A 21,455-nucleotide genomic window follows, 5' to 3' on the forward strand; every position below is an offset into this window, starting at 1 on the left:
GATCCCGATTTCGACGGTACCCCGTCCGGGGGCGAAACGCCGCGCCCGCCGCCGGGTTGTGACTACGCCGGTGGCGAACGCGCCTCGCCCTTGACAGCCCCATCTCAGCCACACCGTCACCCCGCCGGAGCGGGGCAGCGACGTCAGACGCCGGCCGGGACCGGGGTCTTGAGCGTCTCCAGGACGTCGTCGATCAGGCCGTACTCGATGGCCTGGTCGGCAGTCAGGAACTTGTCCCGCTCGATGTCACGCGAGACCTCCTCCAGCGACTTGCCGCTGGCCTCGGAGATCATCTTCTCCAGCAGAGCGCGCAGGCGGAGGATCTCGTTCGCCTGGATCTCGATGTCGCTGGACTGCCCGTAGGTGCCCTCGGTGGCCGGCTGGTGAATGATGATCCGGCTGTTCGGCAGCGCCAGCCGCTTGCCCGGCGTACCGGCCGCGAGCAGCACCGCGGCGGCCGACGCGGCCTGACCGAGGCAGACCGTCTGGACGTCCGGCTTGATGTAGCGAACCGTGTCGTAGATCGCGGTCAGCGCGGTGAACGAGCCGCCCGGGGAGTTGATGTAGATGCTGATGTCGCGGTCGGAGTCCATCGACTGCAGGCACAGCAGCTGGGCCATCACCGCGTTCGCGATCTCGTCGGTGATCGGCGTACCGAGGAAGATGATCCGGTCCTCGAACAGCTTGGTGTAGGGGTCGATCCGGCGCATGCCGTACGACGTGCGCTCCTCCCACTGCGGGATGAAGTAGTTCATAGGTGCGTCCTTTGACTGACGGAGTGGGAGATCAGGAGTTCGGGCTGCCGGAGGTGAGCTGCGCGGCGCTGGCGACCACGTGGTCGATGAAGCCGTAGTCCTTGGCCGCGTCGGCGGTGAACCAGCGGTCGCGGTCCGCGTCGTTCTCGACCTGCTCGAGCGGCTGGCCGGTGTGCTCGGCGATCAGCTTGAACAGCTGCGCCTTGATGTGCAGCGACTGCTCGGCCTGGATCTTGATGTCCGACGCCGTGCCGCCCATGCCGCCGGAGGGCTGGTGCATCATGATCCGCGCGTGCGGCAGCGCGAACCGCTTGTCCTTCGCGCCGGCGCAGAGCAGGAACTGGCCCATCGAGGCGGCCAGGCCCATCCCGACGGTGGCCACGTCGTTGGAGATCCACTGCATCGTGTCGTAGATCGCCATGCCGGAGTCCACCGAGCCACCCGGCGAGTTGATGTACAGCCAGATGTCCTTGTTGGGGTCCTCGGCGTTGAGGAGCAGCATCTGCGCGCAGATCGCGTTCGCGTTGTCGTCGCGAACCTCGGACCCCAGGAAGATGATCCGGTTCTGCAGCAGGCGCTGGTAGATGTGGTCGTCGAGTCCGCCGGATCCGTTGCCGCCCGCGGCGGTGGGGCTGGCTGCAAATGTCTCGTTCACGAAGCCGACATTACTGGGCGGCGGCGACAGACCTAAGGCTGGGCCACAGGTGTTCGCTCACGGCGCACCCCACAGCGCATTTCATCTGCTCTGAGCGAATTCCGTGGCTGTGATTCGGACCGCCCGCCACACGCTTCCTGGTCAGGTACTTCGCATCCCCGCCACGAATCACGACCGGCCGGAAACGCGCGAGCGGCCCGGAACCACAGTGGTTCCGGGCCGCTCGTCGTACCACTCAAGCTTTGGCGGGCTCCTCGGCCGGCGTCTCCTCGGCGGCGGTCTCCGCCTCGGCGTCGGCGTAGCTGCCGTCCGGCTGCAGGGTCTTCAGCTCGACCTCGTTGCCGGAAGCGTCGGTGACCTTGGCGTTCTCGACCAGGTGGGCCAGCGCCTTGCCGCGGACGACCTCGGAGACCAGGCTCGGGACCAGGTTGTTCTCCACCGCGTGCTGGGCGAACTGGTCCGGGCTGACGCCGGAGCGCTGCGCGTGCCGGACGATGTGCTCGGTCAGCTCCTGGTCGTTGACGCTCAGCTCCTGCTGCTCGGCCACGAGGTCGAGCACGAACTGCGCCTTGATCGCGTCCTCGGAGCGCTTCTTCAGGTCCTCGTCGAACTCTTCCTGGGTCTGCTCCTCGCCCTCCAGGAACTGCTCGAACGTCATCCCGGAGTACCCGAGCTGCTGCTCCAGGTTCTCCTTGCGGGCGGCGAGCTCGTCGGTCAGCAGACCCTCCGGCACCGGTACGTCGACCAGCGTCAGGATCTTCTCGAGTACGGCGTCCCGCGCCTCGCCGGCCTGCTCGAGCCGCTTGCCGCGCTCCAGCCGGCTGGTGACGTCGGCCTTCAGCTCCTCGGCGGTGTCGAACTCCGACGCGGTCTGCGCGAACTCGTCGTCGAACTCCGGCAGCTCCTGCTCCTTGACCGCCGTCACGGTCACCTCGACGTCGACGTCCTCGCCCTTCAGCCCGCCGCCGACGAGCTGGGTGACGAAGGTCTTGCTCTCACCGGCGTTGAGCCCGGTGACGGCCTCGTCCAGGCCGTCCAGGAGCTGGCCGCTGCCGACCTGGTAGGACAGGCCGGTCGCCTGCCCCTCCTCGACCTTCTCGCCGTCCTTGCTGGCCGACAGGTCGAGGGTGATGAAGTCCTTGTCCTGCACCGCGCGCTCGACCGGGTTCAGCGAGCCGAACCGCTGCCGCAGCGCCTCGATCTGCTCGGTCACGTCGTCGTCGCTGACGGCGATGTCCTCGACCTCGGCCTCCAGGCCCTCCAGATCGGGCAGCGTGATCTCCGGGCGCACCTCGACCTCGGCGGAGAACTGCAGGCTCTCCTTGTCGTTGAACTCGGTCACGTCGACCTCGGGCCGGCCGATCGCCTTGACCTGGTTGTCACTGACCGCCTGCGAATAGAGCTTCGGGAGGGCGTCGTTGATCGCCTCCTCGAGCACCGGCCCGCGACCGACCCGCTGGTCGATCACCTGCGGCGGGACCTTGCCCTTGCGGAACCCCGGAACGGTGATCTGCGAGGCGATGCTCTGGTACGCCGCGTCGAGGCTGGGCTTGAGTTCCTCGAACGGCACCTCGACGATGAGCTTGACCTTGGTCGGGCTCACGGACTCGACGGTGCTCTTCACGGTGGCGGTTCTCCTTGAATCGATGACATTCACAGCACGGTGACAGCCCGCACTGCACCGGTGCTGCAGGGGGTTTGTCGGGGCGACAGGACTCGAACCTGCGGTCTCCTGCTCCCAAAGCAGGCGCGCTAGCCACTACGCTACGCCCCGCAGTGACCGGACGAGTCTAGTCGACCGGAACCAGTGCTCGCGCCACCACCCCGGTCACCTACCGTTTTGAGTCCAGCCCAGGGAATGTGGAATCATGTCCGAGCACCGCGGGTGTAGCTCAATGGTAGAGCCCCAGTCTTCCAAACTGGCTACGCGAGTTCGATTCTCGTCACCCGCTCGGCACCCGAAAGGCCCCCAGCCACAGAGATTCTGAGGCTGGGGGCCTTCGTCATGCCGAGATGGGTTTCCGGCGGCGTGCCCTCCACGTGCGTTGGTCTGTCGTTCAACTACCTCGTTCAGCCGGTCGGCGATCTCCCGCGCGCGCTCGTCCGTGGCGTGCCGCTCCCCTCGATCGGACGTCGTTGGGATGTCACCCCCGCCTGGCAACCTCGCGGAGCAGCGCGTCTGTTTCGGGGTCGGGCATGAGCTCCCGCACCTCTTGCGCGCAGCGACAAGCGGCGGCGATCTTGGCAGCCCATGCCAGCGCCTCCTCGCGTGTGGCCACGTTGACGACCGAGAACCCGCCAACGACCTCCTTGGTCTCCGGGTAAGGCCCGTCGGTGACCACCCCGTCCGTGGCTACGACGCTCGCCCGCTGCCTCTCGAGCCCACCGCCGTACACCCACACGCCGGCGTGCACGGCCTCCTCGACCACCTCGTGCGAGGCCTTGCCCACGTCGGGCCAATCCTCGGCGGGGATGTGGTCCATCGCGCCGTCATTGAACGAGATCAAGTACTCCGGCATCCCATGACTCCCTTGTCCCGGCGGCCTCTCAGACCGCCTCTTGCCTGTTCTACGAACGACCCATCCCGGATCCGACGCTATGCCAGAAGAAATTTGCGGTGACATGCCCTAACTGCTTGGACCAGCACACCGACCGCCCCGTTCAGGCGGTCTCGGGGGTCTGCACGTCGGTGGTTGCGTACTGGAAACGTCGTACCTCCTGCGGCCAACCGCAGGCCACCGCGATCTTTCCCGCCCACAGCCGCGCAGCCTCCTCGTCGGCCACGTCGACGACGGCGAATCCGCCGAGATGCTCCTTGGACTCGACGTACGGGCCGTCTGTGAATACCGGAGGGCCGCTCGACGCATCGACACTGAACACAGGGGCAGCGTCGTCCAGGCCGCCGGTGAAGATGAGGACCCCGGCCGCTGTCATCTCTGCCCTCAGCGCGCGGACAGCCTTGGAGGCATTGCGCAGATCCTCGTCCGTGAGATCCGGCAACCACTCTTCGTTGAATGCGATGAGGTACTCGGCCATGTCTCCTCCTCTGCGGGGTGACCCCTGCGGCCACCCTCCACCTTCTCCACGAACAGCAGCACCCCAATCCGACACCGAGTCCGGATCTCCCGGCATCGGTGACTGCCCAACTGGTGCCTCCGAGCCATCCATGTCAACGGGAGCGTGGCGCCCGATCCGTACGGCGACCACCCACCTCAACCGCGCTCCGCGGACGTTCGCCGGCGGGTTACTCCTCGCCGGAGAAGCGTTCCCAGGCTGATTGGCGGCTGATGCCGAGGGCTTCGCCGATTCTGGCCCACGTGACGGAGCGGGAGCGGAGACGGAGAACGCGATCCTGCACAGCTGTTTCGACCTGGCCTCGGGTCGCGGAGAGCCGCGCCATATCGGCGAGTAGTTCGTCGTCGCTCTTTCCGTCCAGGGGCGGGAATGACGGCATGGGCCGGCCGCTGAGCAGCTGTTCGCAGAGGCGACGCAGCTCAAGACCGTTGGTCAGCGAAGGTTTGGGAGCCAGGGGTGGTTGGGGTAGCGCGGGGCGATGCGGTCGTGGAGCCAGCGGCGGCGACCTGGGTCGAGTAGGTCCGCGACGTCGTCGAAGTCGGCGTGGTCCTTCGGGCGGCCGCCGCGTGACTTGAAGAGGAGCACGACCTCCGGTGCGAGGTACGGGATGCCGTCGGGCGACCTGAGCGTGATCTCGGCGAGTGGCTTCCGGATCGTGCCTCGGCCGCGGTGATAGACCCATTCGTCGGCGTCGGCGTCGGACGCGGCGAACAGGATCTGGATCGGGGACGGACGCGGGTCGTCGGGAAAGACCAGAGCATTCGGACCCGGCGTCAGTACCTCGCCGGGCGCCCAGGAACGGCGTACGCCCGTCTCAGGAAGCTCGACCATGGGTCGCGGGCCGGTGAACGTCTTGGCGATCTCGTCGAGATCACGGGCGAGCACCAGGACATCCACGTCGCCATGAGGTCGCCTCAGGCGATCGGCGAACAGGTCGAGCGCCCAGCCGCCGGCCACCCAGTACGGACACGGATAGGCGTGGAACAGAGTGCGAACTGCTGTCAGGGCCGGGGATCGATCGATCGGACTCAAGGGGACTCCTCGCAAGGGTTCGATGCGGTGAGCCCCGAGGAGGGTCAGAGCGGCTGGAAGAACCAGCGAGGCGGCACCACGCGGAAACGACGCATGTGGACCACCTCCCTTGTGCTCTGACGCAAACCGCAGCCTAACAAGACGGGGGAGCGTGTGAGGTGGAGACGCTGGTTGGGTTGTACTGCGATTAGGAGTCGCTTGGAGGGACGACGGCCAGGGTGGATCGTCTACTCGGCGGCACGTCATCATCGTCATCCGCATCTGCGAAGACGATGGTGAAGTGGCCGCGGTGGATGGCGTCTGATTCGACTTCGCTTTCGAAGGTGACCGCTATGACCTTGTCCATGCTGAGGGGAGCGTCCTCGGCGAGGGTGTTGGCGACGTGCTGGAAGAGAGCCGTGAGCGACTGGTCTTTGGCGGTGGTGGGGAGGCCGATCGAGAAGTGCTTGCAGTCCCAGCCTGTAGACATTCGCTCGTCCTCTCAGTTCACGCGGAGGAAGGCTATGCCGTCGATGGTGGCGGGGGCGGTGCTGGTGGAGACGATTTTGACGGCGCCGGTGCGGAGGGGCGTGACGGGGAGGTAGGTGACGACGCGAGACGTGGTGGTGGCGGCGAGGTTGACCGTGCCGATCTTGATGTTGGCGTGGTAGATGTCCACGCGGCCTTGGCCCGGGCCGTGGATGGCCACCAGGGCTATCCGGGCGGCGGCCTCGGTGGCCTTGGTGAGGTAGGCACCATTCGCGCCAAGGATCGTGGTGGTCCCCTGGAACGCCAGAGTGCTCGTCGAGCGGGTGACGGTGCCGGCTGAGGTGAGGGCCCGGTCGTCCTGCGGCGCTACGGAGCAGAGCTGTGCCGACCACGCGGACAGGTTGCCGAGGTAGTCGCGGGACCGGACCATGAAGCACTCGTCCCAGCCGAGCCGTGGAGCCCAGGAGATCGACGTGATCTTGGTGTTCTGCCACGTGGCCGGATAGATCCACTTGCCCAGGGCAACACCCGGTGCGGCGACCTTGTACACGACGTCGTACGACGCGATGTCCGTGTCGTCCTTGTACGCCCACCGCACGGTCGCCGGCGATCCCAGCTGTACCCGGTCCCCGATCCGCCAGGTCACGAGCGACGGCGCCGTACCGTCGACCTCACTGCAGTACGACGCGGTCCACGCACTCACGTTCGCCGCATAGTCGCGCGCCCGCACCTGCCAGCACGTATCCGTACCGATCGGAGCGTCCAGACTCGCACCGGTCGTCTTGAGCCCTTGCCAAGCGGCCGGCTGGATCCACGCGCCGTACGCCGCGGTCCGGTTGGGCCTCTGCTGATAGCGCAGGTCGTAGCTGTTGACGCCGGTCGCGGGCGAGTTCGGGTCCTGTGGGTCGGTGAAGGCCCACTCGAACGAGAGGCTCGTGTTGTCCCGGATCCGGGCGCCCGCGGACGCACTGGTCAGCACCGGAGCCACGGTGTCGGGATGCTGCTGCGGATCGGCGGTGAGCCAGCTCAGGCTGATCACTCGCGGCTTGCTGTCCGGATCGGCGTACACGATCTTCGTAGCGCCAGACCCGTCCGCACGGAAGCTGCCAGGCAAGCGGCTCGGGCCGTAGCGGCGCTGGCCGAGCGACTGGTAGTTGAGGTCGGTGACGAGCAGATCGGAGCCGGACGCCTGAACGGTGAAGCCGTTGCCGAGCTGAGCGTCCGCGGCCACCGTCAGATTCCGCGGAGCCTCTGGGCCTTTCACGTCGACCACCTGGTTGCAGCCGCTCAGCAGCGCCCAACGGCCGTTCACGCGATCCGGACCGACCAAGCACGCGCTGGCGACCAGGACTGTCTTCACAACACCTGTGGTCAGATCCTTGCCGTCCAGATGGCCGGGCTCGGTCACCTTCCACACCGTGCTGTCGGCCATCGCGAACGGCGGTGCGTAGTCGGCCAGCTTGGTCTTCGTCGCGACGTCGTACACCTCGGCGGTGGCCGCGCCAGTCGCGCGGTGGGATACCAGCTTGCCGCCCTTGCCCAGCACAACCTCATCCGCCGCGGGGAACGTCAGCCCGCCGACCTTCGCCGTACCACCCGAGAAGGTGAGCAGCGAGGCCCCCTCCACCTGCAGCGGTTTGGTGTCGTTGGTCCCAGCGGACGCGGTCCAGGTGGTGCCGTTGTTGCTCGTCTCGTAGACGGTGTGATCCTGCGGGTCCGACACGACCACCCGAGCCCCGGACATCCCCACGTCGGCCGCGGCGTGACCCGGGACCAGCGTGCCCTCCCCCAGGTGCACAGGCGGGTCGGCCGCCATCACTTGACTCGCCGCGAGCGGCACCAGTACGACGGCGCACGCAACCGCGGCCACCTTGACCCGAAGACCCAGCACAAGAACCCCCCATTACGCCCTTACGACACCGGCCGCACCCTAGCCAGTAACCACTGGTAACGGAAGCCGCCCCCGAAAACCACGTGACACGCCTGGCGCCCGAAGAGGACCCCGAAGGGCTGGCCACACCGGAAGGAACAGATACAGGCGGGGATCACGGCATCGGCGGCAGAGCTGCCCGAAGTGTGCTGCACGTGGCTGATCCCGAGTGGTGCGTCACTGCCCTTGACTGCGAAGCGTCCGGTGTTTCGCGGGCAGTGAACACGCTCCGCGGCGGGCGAACAGCCGTAGTCGAGTGACTCTGGTGAGTGACAGGTTGCTTGGCATGGCGTGGGTCGTGAGGGGTGAGTTCCGCAAGCTGTGGCTCGGGCAGCTGGTGTCAGCGTCCGGCAGCGCCATCACTACGGTCGCCCTGCCACTCGTAGCCGTCGTCACCTTGCAGGCATCGCCGGTGCAGATGGGCGCGTTGGCCGCGTTGACCATCGCACCGCATCTGGTCTTCGGACTGCTGGTCGGCGTCTGGGTGGACAGGTGGTCGCTGCGTCGCGTACTGATCTGGACGGACATCGGACGGCTGGTGTTGCTCAGCTCTGTCCCGGTGGCCGCGGCTCTCGACTCCTTGCGGATCGAGCAGCTGTACGTGGTCGCCGTACTGACCGGAGTGCTCACGTTGCTCTCCGACACGGCCTCCCAGACGCTCATCCCGTCGCTCGTGCCGCGGGAGGACCTTATGCGGGCGAACAGCGCGGCCCTGCTGAACCTCAACCTCGCCTCCACGGTCGGTCCGTCCATGGCCGGGTTTCTGGTGCAGGTGCTGAGTGCGCCGTTCGCGATCATCGTCGACGCGGCGTCGTACGTGGTGTCCGCGGTGGCGTCGTCCCTGATCCGTGAGCCGGCGCGAGCGCCGGTGCCTGAGCGGTCCGAGGTCCGGCTGTCGGCCGGGCTGCGGGTGATCTTCGGTGATCGGGTGCTGACGCCACTCGCGATCTCAGCCGCTGTCGCGGCCACGGCCGGGGCGATGCAGGGGCCGCTGATCGTGCTCGTCACTGCCACCTGGCACACCCTGGTCATCGGCGGCCAGGCCTTCGGCGCCGCCGCCTCCGGCCGCGATCGGCATCCGCCCGACCCTCCTGGTGGCCACCGCCGGCATGCTCCTCGGCGTCCTGATCGCCCTGCTCTCCCCGCTCCGCAGCTTCCACACCCTGCCGGCCGGTCCATCGAGCCGACGATCGATGGCGCGGGATTGATTGCGGAACGCAATGACTGCGACGCCGGTCGCCGCGTGGGCGTGGAGTTGGTCATTGCAACAAGTGGTAATTCATCGGCGGGGAATGGAATTCGGGGGACAAGCGCTTACCTAGTGAGCGATACTGGAAAGTGCGCCGTTTTCCGGTCGCGAGCCCCTTGAACCGAGCATGATGGGAAGTGCGCCCGTCCAGATGCCCTCAGAGCACCCTGCCCACGCGCCGTCGATCGCTGCCCCTACCACCCGAGCCCCCGAACGCAGCCGCAATCTGTGGCGGCTCCGTCCCTATCTCCGGCCACACCGTTGGCGCCTCGCGGTGATGTTCTCCACCGCCATGCTGGGCGTCGCGGTCAGCCTCACCGTTCCCCTTGTCACCCGGGCCATCATCGACGGTCCGGTCACCCGCCACGAGCTGAGCCTGCTGGTCCCGCTCGCCCTGCTGGCCCTCGGGCTGAGCATCGCCGAGGTCCTGCTGGTCTGGGCTCGCCGGTGGGCCCAGTCCCGTGCCGTCAGCGACCTCGAGGCGGCCCTCCGGCAAGACCTGTACATCCGGCTGCAGTCGCTGCCGATGGAGTTCCACACCCGCTGGCAGAGCGGTCAGTTGCTGTCCCGGGTCACCACCGACCTGTCCATCATCCGGCGCTTCATGGGCTTCGGCCTGCTGTTCCTGGTGATGAACATCCTCCAACTGGTGGTGGTGACGATCCTGCTGCTGCAGTTGTACTGGCCGCTCGGTGTGATCGTCCTGCTGGCCGCCGCGCCGATCATCCTGGTCTCGTTGAAGTTCGAGCGGAAGTACCTGCTGATCTCCCGCAAGGTCCAAGATCAGCAAGGCGACCTGGCCACCCGGATCGAGGAGTCGGCGCTCGGCTTCCGGGTGATCAAGGCCTTCGGCCGGCGGGCGCACGTCCAGGGTCAGTTCGACGACGAGGCGATCAATCTCTACGACACCTCGGTGGACAAGGTCCGGCTGTCATCCCGGTTCTGGAGCTTCCTCGGCGTGATCCCGAACCTGACGCTGGTGATCGTGCTGCTGCTCGGTGCGCTCGCAGTCGGCCGGGAGGCGATCACGCTCGGCACACTGGTCGCGTTCATCACCCTGATGCTGTCGCTGATCTGGCCGGTCACGTCACTCGGCGGGATCCTCGCGATGGCCCAGGAGGCGATGACGGCGGCCGACCGGATCAGCGAGATCCTCGACACCCACTCGGTCATCCAGTCCGGCTCCGAGGAACTGGTGAACTCCCGCGGCCACCTGCGCTTCGAGCACGTCGGCTTCCGGTTCTCACCCGACTCCCCGGAGATCCTGCACGACATCAACCTCGACCTCACCCCGGGTACGACGCTCGCCCTGGTCGGCGCGACCGGGTCCGGCAAGACCACCCTCACCGCTCTGGTCCCCCGCCTGTACGACGTGACCGCCGGGCGGATCACCATCGACGGGCACGACCTCCGGGACCTGAGCCTGACCTCGTTGCGGACCGCGGTCGCGTCCGCGTTCGACGACCCGACACTGTTCTCGATGAGTGTCCGGGAGAACCTGACCCTCGGTCGGCCGGACGCCAGCGAGGCCGACGTCCAGCAGGCCCTTCAGGTGGCCCAGGCCGAGTTCGCCAACGACCTGCCCTGGGGCCTGGAGACCCGGGTCGGTGAGCAGGGCATGTCACTGTCCGGTGGTCAACGGCAGCGGCTCGCACTCGCCCGGGCAGTACTCGCCAAGCCGGCCGTCCTCGTGCTCGACGACACGCTCTCCGCGCTCGACGTGCACACCGAGGCACTGGTCGAGGAGGCGCTGCGCAATGTGCTCGCCGACACCACCGGCATCGTCGTCGCGCACCGCGCGTCGACCGTGATGCTGGCCGACCAGGTGGCCCTGCTGCAGAACGGCACGGTCACCCACGTCGGTACCCATCAGGAGTTGCTCGCGAAAGTTCCGGCGTACCGGCAACTGCTCGCAGCCGAGGAAGAGGAGGTGCACGCATGACTGTGTCACGGCCACGCCTCCGACGCGGCGGGTCATGGGGCCTTGACTCCCGGTCTTCCCTCGTCGCTCCAGTCGCTTCGCTCCCTCCGCTCCTCAGTCCAGACCGGGAGGCCCCATGACCACGACCCAGCAAACACCTCCTGAAGAGGAGACGCGGGAGAACGAGCAGGAGACCCCGGAGCAGTCGTGGCGGGGAGTCTTCGAGGACGACCCCGACCGGGAGTTGTCGAGGGCAACGACCGTTCGGCTCAAGGAGGACTCCCGCAAGCTGCTCGGTGAGCTGCTCCGCCCGCACCAGAAGATGATCTGGCTGCTGGTGGTGATCGTCGTGGTCGAGAACGGCGCCCGCCTCGCGATCCCCTACCTGGTCCACCTCGGCATCGACAACGGCATTCCGCCGATCCTGGCCGGCGAGGGGTCGCGGCAACTGATCACGGTCGTGGCTGTCGTTCTGGCGATGGCCCTGCTGCAGGCGTGGGCACGGCAGCTGTTCCTGATGCGGTCCGGCAAGCTGGGCCAGACCATCCTGCTCGGTCTGCGCCGCCGGGTGTTCGACCACTTCCAGCGGCTCAGCCCGTCGTTCCACGACAAGTTCACGTCCGGCCGGGTGATCTCGCGGCTGACGTCCGACGTCGGTGTGATCGACGAGATGCTGGCGACCGGCTTCGACGGTCTGGTCACGGCTCTGCTGACCCTGATCGGTACGTCGATCCTGCTGCTCACGCTGGACGTCAAGCTCGGTCTGCTCGCGCTGCTGTCCTTCCCCGTGCTACTCGTGCTGACCGCATGGTTCCGGAAGCGGTCGGCCGTCGTGTACCGGCAGACCCGCGAGGCCGTCGTACTCGTGATCGTGCACTTCGTCGAGTCGATGACCGGGATCCGCGCGGTGCAGGCGTTCCGCCGCGAGCCGCGCAACGAGGAGATCTTCCACGGCGTCAACGACAAGTACCGGAAGGCGAACCTGGAGTCGTTCCAGCTGAACGCGATCTTCATGCCGTCGATCAAGGGCGTCGGCAACATCACCATCGTCGCGATCCTGGCGTACGGCGGTTACCAGGCCTACCACGGTCACGTCACGGTCGGCGTACTGACCGCGTTCCTGCTCTACCTGCGGCAGTTCTTCGAGCCGCTGCAGGACATCACGCAGTTCTACAACACCTTCCTGTCCGCGAGTGCGGCGCTGGAGAAGCTGTCCGGCGTCCTCAACGAGACGCCCGACGTACCGGAGCCGCTCGAGCCGGCCAAGCCGGGCCGCGCCCGGGGTCACCTGGAACTGCGGAACGTCGAGTTCCAGTACGTCGACGGCGTCAAGGTACTGCCCGGTCTCCAACTCGACGTCCCGGCCGGTCAGACCCTCGCCCTCGTCGGTACGACGGGAGCCGGCAAGACCACGATCGCCAAGCTGGTGGCGCGGTTCTACGACCCGACCGGCGGCCACGTGCTGCTCGACGGCGTGGACCTGCGGGACCTCACCGAGGACGACCTGCGCGAGCGGGTCGTGATGGTGACGCAGGAGAACTTCCTGTTCACCGGGTCGGTCGCCGACAACATCCGGTTCGGCAAGCCGGACGCGACGCTGGACGAGGTGGTCGAGGCGGCCAAGGTGATCGGCGCGCACGACTTCATCATGGCGCTGCCGAACGGGTACGAGACCGCGGTGGAGAAGCGCGGCAGCCGGTTGTCCGCGGGACAGCGGCAACTGGTCGCGTTCGCCCGGGCGTTCCTCGCGGATCCCGCCGTACTGATCCTGGACGAGGCGACGTCGAGCCTGGACATCCCCAGCGAGCGGCTGATCCAGCGCGCGCTGCGGACCATCCTGGCCGACCGTACGGCGATCGTCATCGCCCACCGGTTGTCCACGGTCGAGACGGCCGACCGGGTCATCGTCCTCGAATACGGCCGCATCATCGAGGACGGTGCCCCCGACAGCCTCGTCACCACCAACGGCCACTACGCCGGCCTGCACCAAGCCTGGGAAGACTCCCTGGCCTGACCTCGACGTGGTTTGCGGGCGCGTGGGGTTTGTTCTTCCCCACGCGCCCGCTCTGCGTCCCCGTCGCGTGCCAGTCTGATCTGGTCGGTTGTGTCCGACCAGGTCGGTAGCGTGGCCGTCATGCTGACCACGCTGGCGGTGGAGAACTACCGGTCGTTGCGACGGGTCGTGATGCCGCTGCGCGGGCTGAACGTGGTGACCGGAGCGAACGGGACCGGCAAATCCAGCCTGTATCGGGCGCTCCGGCTGCTCGCGGATGCCTCGCGGAACGGCGCGGTCGCCGCCCTGGCTCGCGAAGGCGGCCTGCAGTCGACGCTGTGGGCCGGCCCGGAACATGTCCGCAAAAACCGCCCGATCCAAGGCACCGTGCGGACTGGTCCGGTGACCCTGCGGATGGGGTTCGCGTCCGACGACTACGGCTACGCGGTGGACTTCGGGATGCCGGTGCCGACGCTCGGCGTGCGTGGTGAGCCCTCGGCGTTCAACCTCGACCCCGAGATCAAACGGGAGTCGCTCTGGGCCGGACCGTTCCTGCGACCTGCCGCTCTGTTGATGGAGCGAGGAGGCGGTGGGGCGCGCATCCGTGACGACGGCGGCCGGTGGCAGGACGGCGGGCATGTGCTGCAGCCGTTCGACAGCATGCTCAGCGAGTTCGCCGATCCGCAGCGCGCGCCCGAGTTGCTCGCTTTGCGCGAGCGGATGCGGGCGTGGCGGTTCTACGACCACCTACGCACCGACGCGGACGCTCCGGCTCGCCGAGCACAGATCGGCACCCGGACGCCCATCCTCGGCCCGGAGGGTGGCGATCTCGCCGCCGCACTCCAGACGATCTGGGAGATCGGCTCGAAGGGCGCCCTCGACGACGCGATCGAGCTCGCGTTCCCGGGCAGCAGGGTGGAGATCGTCAACGCCGGCGGCCGATTCGAGCTCGCGTTCCGGCAGCACGGTTTGCTCCGGCCGTTGTCGGGCGCCGAGTTGTCGGACGGGACGCTGCGATACCTGCTCTGGGTGGCGGCGCTGCTGACCCCACGACCGCCGGAGCTTCTGGTGCTCAACGAGCCCGAGACGAGCCTGCACCCGGATCTCCTGCCCGCGTTGGCCAACCTCGTCATCACCGCCGCCAAGGAGGCTCAAGTCATAGTCGTGACCCACTCCCGCCCGTTCGTCGCCTCCCTCGAAGCATTCGCCGATGACCTGCACACCATCGAGCTGATCAAAGACCACGGCGCCACGACGATCGCCGACCAGCGGCCCCTCGACGAACCACCCTGGAAGTGGGCTTCGCGTTAGACCGCGGGGGCTAGCTGGGTTGGGGGTCTTTGACTGATTCGAAGCGGACCAGGATCAGGGAGCCGACGGCTGAGAGGGCGAAGCCGGCCATTGCGCCGGGCCACCAGCCGGCGCGGACGGCGTCGTCGAGGACGAAGACGCCAACGACGGCGGGGGTGATGGTTTGGAGGGCGATCATCGGCGTGGTTGCCAGTGTCACCGAGCCGCGTTGCAGCGCCAGCGAGTACAAGAGGAAGGCCAGCGCGCCACTGATCGGCAGGGTGTACGTCGTGGGGCTGCTGAGCAATTCGCCGATCGAGCCGTCCTGCAGGAGCCGCGCCGAGATCGCGACGCCGGCGTACCCGAGTCCGGCGAGCATCCCCAGCAGAGCTGTAGAGACGCCGTGCTGGGAGCGGCTCGCGAGGGCGCCGAGGGTGGCGATGGTGATGAGGCCGATGATGAGGCCGACAGTCAGCCCGTGATGTTGGGCGCTGTCCCCCGCCGATCCCGCAGATACCGCCAGCAGCCCGAGGCCGACGCAGACTGCGATCACGGCAGACCATTCGAGCGCACTGAGCTGATCCGACATCAAGCGGGTGGCGAGCAGCGCGGTCACGACCAGGCTGGCCGCGATGCCGGCTTGGGCGAGGTAGAGCGGAAGGAGGCGCAGGGCAACGAAGTGCAGTCCGAAACCGGCCAGGTTCAGCACCAGGGCGCCGACGAACGCGGGCTGTCTGAGCAGCGCCGCCACGAACCCACCGAGTCGCCGCGGATCCAGTTCGGACTCGGTCGGGACCTTGCGCGAGCCGACCGCCTGCAGAATCGAGGCGACGCCGAACAGCACCGCGGCACCGAGCGCCGCGCCGAGACCTAGGACCACTCAGGCGACCTTGCGCCGAGGCACCCAGAACGTCAGGTACAAGCTGAGGACTCCGTAGTACAGGAGGTAGGCCAGCGAGACCGCGACCACGATCGCGTTCGGGTCGGGCATCTGCGCGAGCAGTACGGCGTACGACGCGAGCCAGATCGCGGTCGTGATCAGGTTCATCGTCCGGAACGCCTTGGTCCGCGAGGGGTAGACGTACTTCACCGGGATGAAGACCAGCACCGAGCAGACGACCAGGATCACGCCGGTGGTGAACGGGCTGAGGCCGAGGACCACGACGTAGAAGGCGACCACGTTCCAGTAGCTGGGGAAGCCCAGGAAGAAGTGGTCGTCGGTCTTCGCGTCGACCCGGCAGAACTGGTAGCTGGAGGCAAGCAACGGCAACGCCGCCAGCACCGCGCCCCAGCCGCCGTTGGGTAGGTAGTCCCCGGTCCAGAGCAGCACGATCGGGGCGAACGCGTAGGTCAGGTAGTCGACGATGTTGTCCAGCATCGCGCCGTCGAACCACGGGATGGTCTCCTTCACCCGCAGCCGGCGGGCGAGCATCCCGTCCGTCCCGTCGATCACCAGCGCCGCCAGGCCGAGCCAGAGTGCGCGGACGGCGTCCCCGTCGATGGCGGCGATGACGATCAGCAGCGCGAGCACCGTTCCGCTCGCGGTATAGGCATGCAGTGCCAGTCCGGCCAGACGCAACCGCGTCGACCCGACGAACGGTTCCTGCACCGCGTCGTGTGTGGTCAGGACGACTCCCAGAACTCCGTCGACGCAGCGCGCCGGGCCGGATCCATTCGACCCCGCCGTCGCCAGCGTCTCACAGGCCTGGGCCCGACCCCGCGACCGGTCGTCGTCCCACGCCGGATCTGTGCGCGGTCTTAACTCGGCCGCGCACCCATGGGTCGATCGTTTACTTGACCGGGTCCAGCAGGAACTGCGGGATCTTCCGGCTGGTCTTGGTCTGGTAGTCCGCGTACGGCGGGTAGGCGGCCACGGACCGCTGCCACCACTCGTCGTACTCCGCGCCCTCGATCTCCCGGGCGACGTACTCCTTGGTCACGTCACCGTCCTGAAGGGTGAGCTTCGGGTCGGCCTTCAGGTTGTAGTACCAGACCGGGCGCTTCGGCGCACCGCCGAGCGACGCGACCGCGGCGTACACACCGTGGTGCTCGACCCGCATCAGCGGGACCTTCCGGATCTTGCCGGACCTGGCACCACGCATGGTCAGCAGCACCACAGGGAGTCCGATGATGTCGGCGACGTCGGTGGTCCCGGCGTCCTCGATCTTGTCGACCATGGTGCGAACCCAGTCGGTCGGGCTCGGGGCGTACTCGTCAGCGTTCGAGGTCATATCACCAAGTGTAATGGTGACGCGTCAACATCAACAATTCATGGCGTGTCGGGAGTCGTCGCGATCTCCTGGATGATCTTGAGGCGGTGGTCCCAGGCGGCGGCGACGTCCGCCATCCAGGCCGCGGTCGCCGTCAGTGCTGTCGGCCGCAGCTCGAAGCGGACTTCGCGGCCCTCGCGGCGGCTGTCGACCAGGCCGGCTTCGCGCAGTACGGCGAGATGCTGCACGACGGCCTGTCTGGTGACCGGGAGCTCGCCCGCGAGCGACGTCGCGGTCCGCCCACCGCCGGCGGCCAGCAACTCGACCACGATCCGGCGGGTGGGATCGCCCAGCGCCTCGAGCACCCCGTCGACACGGACGACGGCGCTCCCGGCATCGGCAGATGAAGGCTCCCCGCCGGTTGTCACAGCGTCGGCGCCAACTCCGTCAGCGCCGCGAGCGCACCGTCCCACCCCTGCACGGACTCCTCGGCCCGCCTGACCTGCTCCTCCGGCGACACCTCCAGCCGCTCGAACCCGGACTCCACCACCCGCAACCGAGTCCCCTCGCCCTCGGGCGTCAGTGTGAACTCCACGAGGTTCGAGTTCCCCGGCGCGGGCTCCACGCCCGGCTCGACGGCGTACCGATAGGCGAACCGCCGCCCCGGCTCGACCTTCTCGACGAAGCCGAGATACTCCCCGTGCTCGTCCCACCGCATCACCAGCCGCCCACCCGGCCGCAGCTCGATCTCCGCCCCACCGAACGCGTACCACCGGGCGAGGCCCTCTGGCTGAGCCACCGCCGCCCACACGACCTCCGGCCGCGCCTCGACGTACACCTCACGCTCCACGCTCTCCATGCCCACCACCCTGTCAACTCCGGGATTGATGCGCAAGTCGCTGCTTGCACCTCAAGGAGCGCAGGACTGGAGCTGGGTGGCAGTGGCGATGGTGGCCTCGATCCAGCGGCGGCGGAGGAAATGGGCCTTGAGGAGCCGATGGACGCCGTCGAGGACGACCAGGCGGCCGCGGTAGGCGACCAGGTTGATCGGATGATCGAGATCGGCATCCATCACCCGCTGGTAGTGGGCGCGGAAGTTCATCGGGGTCTCGGCGACCTGGTTCGGGGTGACCTTGAAGCGTTCGCCGTCCAGCTGCCACAGCGGCAGGTCGAACATCCAGACCAGATCCGCGATCTCGACCGGTTCGACCTTCAGGTCGAGCGCCCACAGCTTCTGCAGTTGCCACCGGGCCGGCGGGAACACTTCGCGGATCGCGTCCGGCATCAGCGCGACCAGTTCCTCGAACGACACCTCCGGCGCCGCTCGATCCCCCTCCGCGGCCGCAGACACCGCCTGGTCGAGGGAGTCGCCCAACCGATCGATCGTCACGACCGAGCAGGCTACGCCATCGCGGGGACCAGCTCCGCTACCCGTGTGCCATGCGGTGGATGATGACGATCGCGGAGTCGTCGCCGGGGCCGCCGGCGGATGCGACGAGGTCGGCCGCAGCGCCCTGGAAGCCATGTGCCACAAGGCGTTCCGCGTGCCCGACGAGGCGGTCGGTGCCGCGTCCGATATCGCGGAGCGGGGTCTCGACCATGCCGTCGCTGTACAGGAAGAGCGCGTCGCCCAGCTTCAGCTGCCCGTGGTTCGCCGGGAACTCCGGCGCCTCCATCAACCCGAGCAACGGCCCGTCCGCGTCCCGCGTCTGCCACCGCCCCGACCACGCGTCGAACTGGATCGCCGGCGGATGTCCGGCCGTGCGTACGTCGAACTCCCCGGTCTGCATGTCGATCACGACATGGACGACCGTGGCGAAGTCGTCGTCCCAGTCCTGCCGGCGGATGTAACGGTTCGCCGACGGCAGGAACTCCTCGACCGGTACGACGCCGAGCAGTCCACCGAACGCACCGGACAACAACAGTGCCCGCGTCCCCGCGTCGATTCCCTTGCCCGAGACATCGACCAGCGCGACCTCGAGCAGATCACCGCGGGTCGTCGACACCACGAAGTCGCCGGAGAACGACGACCCACCGGCGGACTGGATCGCCACATCGAGCAGCCAGCCGGCCGGCAGGTCCGGCAACTCGCCCTGCGCGCTGAGGATGTCGCGCAACTCCATCAGCATCGACTCGCCACGGGTGCCCGGCACCCCGAGCCGGCTGCGCACCTTGGCGCTGGTGAGCATGATCCAGCCGACGATCGCGAGGACCAGCACGAAGCCGACCCGGGGCATCGTCGGTCCACGTGACAGCACGACGAACGCACCGAACGCCACCGTGATCACGGTGAGCGCCACCAACTCACGGAACCTCAGCAGCAGGCCGCCGACCACCAGCGGGATGATCAGCAAGGAGATCGGCGCGGAGGTCTGCCAGACGACACCGGAGACGGCAATCGCGATCGACGTCAGCGTCAGCACGACGAAGGCGACCCGATGCGACCGGCGGGCACGCCGCCCCAGCGACTCGACCCGGCGGCCGATTCGTCGTACCTCAGCGAGACCGCCGCTCCTCCTCATGGTGTGAAGAAGATAACGGCACTACCTGGTCCGCGCATCAATCCGTAACCCAACTGATGAATGTCAGCTCTTGCGAGTGAGACCGGTGCGCTGGCATTTGGGGCACCAGAACAAGTTGCGCCCGGCCAGGATCTCGGTCCGGATCACCGACTGGCAGACGTAGCACCGCTGTCCCTGCCGCCGGTACACGTAGACCTCGCCACCATGATCGTCGCGGCGCGGGTCACGGCCCATGGCCTCCGGGGTGTGGTCGTCCGTCACGGTGTCGATCCGGCCGGTCTCGACGCCGTACTTCATCAGCTGGAGCAGGTCGTCCCACATGCCCTGCCACTCACGTTTCTTGACCAGGTGCCCTGGCGTCATCGGGTGCAGCTTCGCCCGGAACAGCACTTCGGCCCGGTAGACGTTGCCGACGCCGCTCAGCACCTCCTGGTCCATCAGCAGCCGGCCGATCGGCAGCTTGCTGCGATGGATCCGCTTCCACGCCAGCTCGGGGTCCGCGTCGTCGCGCAGCGGGTCCGGACCGAGGCGGGCGATCAGACTCTCGCGTTCACCGTCGGTCAGCACCTCGACCACGGTCGCTCCGCGCAGATCAGCGTACGACGTGGCGTTCTGCAGGCGGAGGCGGACCTGGCCGACCGGTTCGGGCACCGGCGCCGGAAAGATGTCCATCTTGCCGATCAGGCCGAGGTGGATGTGCAGCCAGCCGGCGCCCTCGAAGTCGGCGAGGAAGTGCTTGCCGTGCGCCTCGGTCTGCCGCAGCACGTGTCCGTTCAGCAGGGCGGCGCCGTCGACGAACCGGCCCTGCGGACTGGTCGCCAGGACCGGACGGCCGCCGAACGCGTCCCAGACGTCGTTCGCCAGCCGGTGCAGGGTGTGACCTTCAGGCATGATTCCTCATATGGGGATAACTGGTGGAGCCAAGGGCCGGAGTGGTCCGCCCACTCCGGCGGTGGTCGGCATCGGCCGGTCGATGCGGGCCCGGGACGTCTCGCGCCCGCGCCAGCCGGTCAACCGCCGGCCGGTGCAACCGAAGAAGGACGCGGACACCGACAAGCCGGAGGGTCAGGAGACCGGCGGGAGCTCGCCGGTCGACTCGTAGGCCGACAGCATGTCGATCCGGCGGGTGTGCCGCTCCTCGCCGGAGTACTCGGTGGCCAGGAAGGTGTCGACGAACCCGGTCGCCTCCTCCGCGGAGTGCATCCGCGCCCCGACGCTGACCACGTTGGCATTGTTGTGCTCGCGGCCGAGCCGTGCGGTGTCGGTGCTCCAGGCCAGGATCGCCCGGACCCCCTCCACCTTGTTGGCGGCGATCTGCTCGCCGTTACCGGAGCCGCCGATCACGATGCCGAGGCTGCCCGGCTCCTGGATCACCGCCTCACCGGTCCGCAGACAGTACGGCGGGTAGTCGTCGACGGCGTCGTACACGGCCGGGCCGTGGTCCTCGACGTCGTGCCCGGCAGCTATGAGGTGCTGGACCAGGTGGTTCTTCAGTTCGAAGCCGGCATGGTCGGAGCCGATGTGCACTCGCATGGCCAGAAGTGTTGCATCTCCTACCGACGGTCCGGCACGCCGGGCACGGTCAGCGCCGCGGTCAGCCGCGTGACCTCCGCGTAGGCCTGCTCGTACTCCGTTCCCGCCGGATGCAGCGTGAACACGGCCACGATGCTCCGGTCGTCCGGCCCGACGGTCCCAGTGGTGTGCAGAGCCTCGCTGACGAGGTCCACCGACATGTCCGTCGGCTTGGCCCTGTCGGAGCGATAGCCACTCGAGCCTTGGAAACCGGACCAGCCCTGTTTGATGCTGAAGCCCGGTTCGAAGACCGATGCGATCCCGAAGTACTGGTCGAAGCCGTCTGTGCCGTGACGGGTCGGCCGGTGCAGCAGGTCCATCACGTACTCGCGCACCGGCGCCGGACCCTGGTCGAGGATGTATCGATAGATCTGGACCGTGTCGGCGGCCGTCATGGCGACGTACCCCCAGAAGCCCGGATGAGTGGCCGGTGGCCCGGCCGTGTGGGTCAGGCCGAGCCGGGCCACCATCCGGTCGACGATCGCCGCGCCGCCGAGGTGGTCCCAGTAATAGCTCGCGGCGTCGTCGTCGCTGCTGCGCAGCATCACCTCGAGCCGGGTCCGGTCCGCGGGCGGCACGGCGTACGCCGGACCGCGGTCCCAGAGGAAGTCGAGCACGATCAGCAGCTTCACCACGGATGCCGATCGGAACCGATGATCGGCATTCAACCGCTGCACGAACTGCCCGGTCCGGCGGTCGAAGACGGCGATGCCGGCCGTCACCCCCGGAGGTACGGCGACATCGTCCGCACCGAGTGCGGGCAGTTCATCACGCAGGGTCATC

23 protein-coding genes and 2 tRNA genes are annotated in these 21,455 nt (G+C 67.8%); 6 read left to right on the forward strand and 19 right to left on the reverse strand.

Annotated features, from left to right (window positions below; translation table 11 throughout):
• Positions 1–143: 143 nt before the first annotated feature.
• The 4 genes from ACXC9Q_RS32015 to ACXC9Q_RS32030 all read right to left on the reverse strand — a co-directional run bounded on the left by ACXC9Q_RS32015 (position 144) and on the right by ACXC9Q_RS32030 (position 3,184).
• Positions 144–755 carry an ATP-dependent Clp protease proteolytic subunit gene (locus ACXC9Q_RS32015; RefSeq protein ID WP_457060397.1) on the reverse strand — a complete coding sequence of 204 codons (612 nt, stop codon included), beginning with the start codon at positions 753–755 and terminating at the stop codon, positions 144–146.
• 31 nt (positions 756–786) lie between these two features.
• A complete protein-coding gene (locus ACXC9Q_RS32020; protein WP_131349683.1) occupies positions 787–1,410 on the reverse strand; it encodes a ClpP family protease in 624 nt (207 codons plus the stop codon).
• Positions 1,411–1,645: 235 nt separating this feature from the next.
• A complete protein-coding gene (gene tig / locus ACXC9Q_RS32025) occupies positions 1,646–3,034 on the reverse strand; it encodes a trigger factor (RefSeq protein WP_457060398.1) in 1,389 nt (462 codons plus the stop codon).
• Between the two features lie 77 nt (positions 3,035–3,111).
• Positions 3,112–3,184: transfer RNA gene (locus ACXC9Q_RS32030), tRNA-Pro, on the reverse strand.
• A gap of 107 nt (positions 3,185–3,291) precedes the next feature.
• Between ACXC9Q_RS32030 and ACXC9Q_RS32035 the strand changes: the two genes are divergently transcribed.
• Positions 3,292–3,362: transfer RNA gene (locus ACXC9Q_RS32035), tRNA-Gly, on the forward strand.
• Between the two features lie 192 nt (positions 3,363–3,554).
• Here ACXC9Q_RS32035 and ACXC9Q_RS32040 read toward each other — a convergent pair.
• The 5 genes from ACXC9Q_RS32040 to ACXC9Q_RS32060 form a co-directional block, all read right to left on the reverse strand.
• The gene (locus tag ACXC9Q_RS32040) at positions 3,555–3,929 is read right to left on the reverse strand and encodes a YciI family protein (RefSeq protein WP_457060399.1); all 375 of its coding nucleotides are present in this window, start codon (positions 3,927–3,929) and stop codon (positions 3,555–3,557) included.
• A gap of 142 nt (positions 3,930–4,071) precedes the next feature.
• Entirely contained in the window at positions 4,072–4,446 is a 375-nt protein-coding gene (locus ACXC9Q_RS32045) for a YciI family protein (RefSeq protein WP_457060400.1), read from the reverse strand.
• Between the two features lie 471 nt (positions 4,447–4,917).
• Positions 4,918–5,517, reverse strand: a complete 600-nt coding sequence (locus tag ACXC9Q_RS32050; protein WP_457060401.1) for a nucleotidyltransferase domain-containing protein — start codon at positions 5,515–5,517, stop codon at positions 4,918–4,920.
• Positions 5,518–5,704: 187 nt separating this feature from the next.
• Entirely contained in the window at positions 5,705–5,986 is a 282-nt protein-coding gene (locus ACXC9Q_RS32055; RefSeq protein WP_457060402.1) for a hypothetical protein, read from the reverse strand.
• 12 nt (positions 5,987–5,998) lie between these two features.
• Positions 5,999–7,876: a hypothetical protein gene (locus ACXC9Q_RS32060; RefSeq protein ID WP_457060403.1), complete on the reverse strand. Its 1,878-nt coding sequence runs from the start codon at positions 7,874–7,876 to the stop codon at positions 5,999–6,001.
• Positions 7,877–8,201: 325 nt separating this feature from the next.
• Between ACXC9Q_RS32060 and ACXC9Q_RS32065 the strand changes: the two genes are divergently transcribed.
• The 4 genes from ACXC9Q_RS32065 to ACXC9Q_RS32080 all read left to right on the forward strand — a co-directional run bounded on the left by ACXC9Q_RS32065 (position 8,202) and on the right by ACXC9Q_RS32080 (position 14,389).
• Positions 8,202–9,284 (forward strand): MFS transporter, encoded by a 1,083-nt coding sequence (locus tag ACXC9Q_RS32065; protein ID WP_457060404.1) that lies wholly within the window; start codon positions 8,202–8,204, stop codon positions 9,282–9,284.
• 157 nt (positions 9,285–9,441) lie between these two features.
• A complete protein-coding gene (locus ACXC9Q_RS32070) occupies positions 9,442–11,106 on the forward strand; it encodes an ABC transporter ATP-binding protein (protein ID WP_457060405.1) in 1,665 nt (554 codons plus the stop codon).
• Positions 11,107–11,221: 115 nt separating this feature from the next.
• A complete protein-coding gene (locus ACXC9Q_RS32075; RefSeq protein ID WP_457060406.1) occupies positions 11,222–13,099 on the forward strand; it encodes an ABC transporter ATP-binding protein in 1,878 nt (625 codons plus the stop codon).
• 120 nt (positions 13,100–13,219) lie between these two features.
• Complete coding sequence (locus ACXC9Q_RS32080) at positions 13,220–14,389, forward strand: AAA family ATPase (protein WP_457060407.1); 1,170 nt, start codon at positions 13,220–13,222, stop codon at positions 14,387–14,389.
• Positions 14,390–14,399: 10 nt separating this feature from the next.
• On the opposite strand, the gene ACXC9Q_RS32085 is transcribed toward ACXC9Q_RS32080, so the two are convergent.
• The 8 genes from ACXC9Q_RS32085 to ACXC9Q_RS32120 all read right to left on the reverse strand — a co-directional run bounded on the left by ACXC9Q_RS32085 (position 14,400) and on the right by ACXC9Q_RS32120 (position 19,991).
• Positions 14,400–15,248 carry a hypothetical protein gene (locus tag ACXC9Q_RS32085; RefSeq protein WP_457060408.1) on the reverse strand — a complete coding sequence of 283 codons (849 nt, stop codon included), beginning with the start codon at positions 15,246–15,248 and terminating at the stop codon, positions 14,400–14,402.
• Positions 15,249–15,977 (reverse strand): CDP-alcohol phosphatidyltransferase family protein, encoded by a 729-nt coding sequence (locus ACXC9Q_RS32090; RefSeq protein WP_457060409.1) that lies wholly within the window; start codon positions 15,975–15,977, stop codon positions 15,249–15,251. It lies immediately after the preceding gene.
• 181 nt (positions 15,978–16,158) lie between these two features.
• On the reverse strand, positions 16,159–16,599 hold the full coding sequence (locus ACXC9Q_RS32095) for a nitroreductase family deazaflavin-dependent oxidoreductase (RefSeq protein WP_457060410.1): 441 nt from the start codon (positions 16,597–16,599) through the stop codon (positions 16,159–16,161).
• Positions 16,600–16,637: 38 nt separating this feature from the next.
• Positions 16,638–17,006 carry an ArsR/SmtB family transcription factor gene (locus tag ACXC9Q_RS32100; protein WP_457060411.1) on the reverse strand — a complete coding sequence of 123 codons (369 nt, stop codon included), beginning with the start codon at positions 17,004–17,006 and terminating at the stop codon, positions 16,638–16,640.
• Complete coding sequence (locus ACXC9Q_RS32105) at positions 17,003–17,437, reverse strand: SRPBCC domain-containing protein (RefSeq protein WP_457060412.1); 435 nt, start codon at positions 17,435–17,437, stop codon at positions 17,003–17,005. The genes ACXC9Q_RS32100 and ACXC9Q_RS32105 overlap by 4 nt, the downstream gene beginning before the upstream one ends.
• A gap of 51 nt (positions 17,438–17,488) precedes the next feature.
• Positions 17,489–17,968, reverse strand: a complete 480-nt coding sequence (locus tag ACXC9Q_RS32110; protein WP_457060413.1) for a hypothetical protein — start codon at positions 17,966–17,968, stop codon at positions 17,489–17,491.
• Positions 17,969–18,005: 37 nt separating this feature from the next.
• Positions 18,006–19,100 (reverse strand): PP2C family protein-serine/threonine phosphatase, encoded by a 1,095-nt coding sequence (locus ACXC9Q_RS32115; protein WP_457060414.1) that lies wholly within the window; start codon positions 19,098–19,100, stop codon positions 18,006–18,008.
• Positions 19,101–19,163: 63 nt separating this feature from the next.
• On the reverse strand, positions 19,164–19,991 hold the full coding sequence (locus tag ACXC9Q_RS32120; RefSeq protein ID WP_405065242.1) for an Fpg/Nei family DNA glycosylase: 828 nt from the start codon (positions 19,989–19,991) through the stop codon (positions 19,164–19,166).
• Positions 19,992–20,001: 10 nt separating this feature from the next.
• On the opposite strand from ACXC9Q_RS32120, the gene ACXC9Q_RS32125 reads away from it, so the two are divergent.
• Positions 20,002–20,202, forward strand: coding sequence for a hypothetical protein (locus ACXC9Q_RS32125; RefSeq protein WP_329475102.1), 201 nt, complete (start codon positions 20,002–20,004; stop codon positions 20,200–20,202).
• Here the strand turns inward: ACXC9Q_RS32125 and ACXC9Q_RS32130 are convergent.
• Together ACXC9Q_RS32130 and ACXC9Q_RS32135 are read right to left on the reverse strand one after the other, a co-directional pair.
• Positions 20,166–20,633 carry a ribose-5-phosphate isomerase gene (locus ACXC9Q_RS32130; RefSeq protein WP_457060415.1) on the reverse strand — a complete coding sequence of 156 codons (468 nt, stop codon included), beginning with the start codon at positions 20,631–20,633 and terminating at the stop codon, positions 20,166–20,168. The genes ACXC9Q_RS32125 and ACXC9Q_RS32130 overlap by 37 nt on opposite strands.
• Positions 20,634–20,653: 20 nt before the next feature.
• On the reverse strand, positions 20,654–21,454 hold the full coding sequence (locus ACXC9Q_RS32135) for a hypothetical protein (RefSeq protein WP_457060416.1): 801 nt from the start codon (positions 21,452–21,454) through the stop codon (positions 20,654–20,656).
• Between the last annotated feature and the right edge of the window lies 1 nt (position 21,455).

This window comes from Kribbella sp. CWNU-51 (assembly GCF_054073265.1).

Coding starts and splice junctions, on each gene's coding strand:
- ACXC9Q_RS32125 (WP_329475102.1), top strand. CDS start 20,002: ATGGGGATAACTGGTGGAGCCAAGGGCCGGAGTGGTCCGCCCACTCCG.
- ACXC9Q_RS32045 (WP_457060400.1), bottom strand. CDS start 4,446: ATGGCCGAGTACCTCATCGCATTCAACGAAGAGTGGTTGCCGGATCTC.
- ACXC9Q_RS32135 (WP_457060416.1), bottom strand. CDS start 21,454: ATGACCCTGCGTGATGAACTGCCCGCACTCGGTGCGGACGATGTCGCC.
- ACXC9Q_RS32015 (WP_457060397.1), bottom strand. CDS start 755: ATGAACTACTTCATCCCGCAGTGGGAGGAGCGCACGTCGTACGGCATG.
- ACXC9Q_RS32105 (WP_457060412.1), bottom strand. CDS start 17,437: ATGGAGAGCGTGGAGCGTGAGGTGTACGTCGAGGCGCGGCCGGAGGTC.
- ACXC9Q_RS32075 (WP_457060406.1), top strand. CDS start 11,222: ATGACCACGACCCAGCAAACACCTCCTGAAGAGGAGACGCGGGAGAAC.
- ACXC9Q_RS32115 (WP_457060414.1), bottom strand. CDS start 19,100: ATGAGGAGGAGCGGCGGTCTCGCTGAGGTACGACGAATCGGCCGCCGG.
- ACXC9Q_RS32065 (WP_457060404.1), top strand. CDS start 8,202: ATGGCGTGGGTCGTGAGGGGTGAGTTCCGCAAGCTGTGGCTCGGGCAG.
- ACXC9Q_RS32130 (WP_457060415.1), bottom strand. CDS start 20,633: ATGCGAGTGCACATCGGCTCCGACCATGCCGGCTTCGAACTGAAGAAC.
- ACXC9Q_RS32095 (WP_457060410.1), bottom strand. CDS start 16,599: ATGACCTCGAACGCTGACGAGTACGCCCCGAGCCCGACCGACTGGGTT.
- ACXC9Q_RS32040 (WP_457060399.1), bottom strand. CDS start 3,929: ATGCCGGAGTACTTGATCTCGTTCAATGACGGCGCGATGGACCACATC.
- ACXC9Q_RS32055 (WP_457060402.1), bottom strand. CDS start 5,986: ATGTCTACAGGCTGGGACTGCAAGCACTTCTCGATCGGCCTCCCCACC.
- ACXC9Q_RS32070 (WP_457060405.1), top strand. CDS start 9,442: ATGTTCTCCACCGCCATGCTGGGCGTCGCGGTCAGCCTCACCGTTCCC.
- ACXC9Q_RS32120 (WP_405065242.1), bottom strand. CDS start 19,991: ATGCCTGAAGGTCACACCCTGCACCGGCTGGCGAACGACGTCTGGGAC.
- ACXC9Q_RS32080 (WP_457060407.1), top strand. CDS start 13,220: ATGCTGACCACGCTGGCGGTGGAGAACTACCGGTCGTTGCGACGGGTC.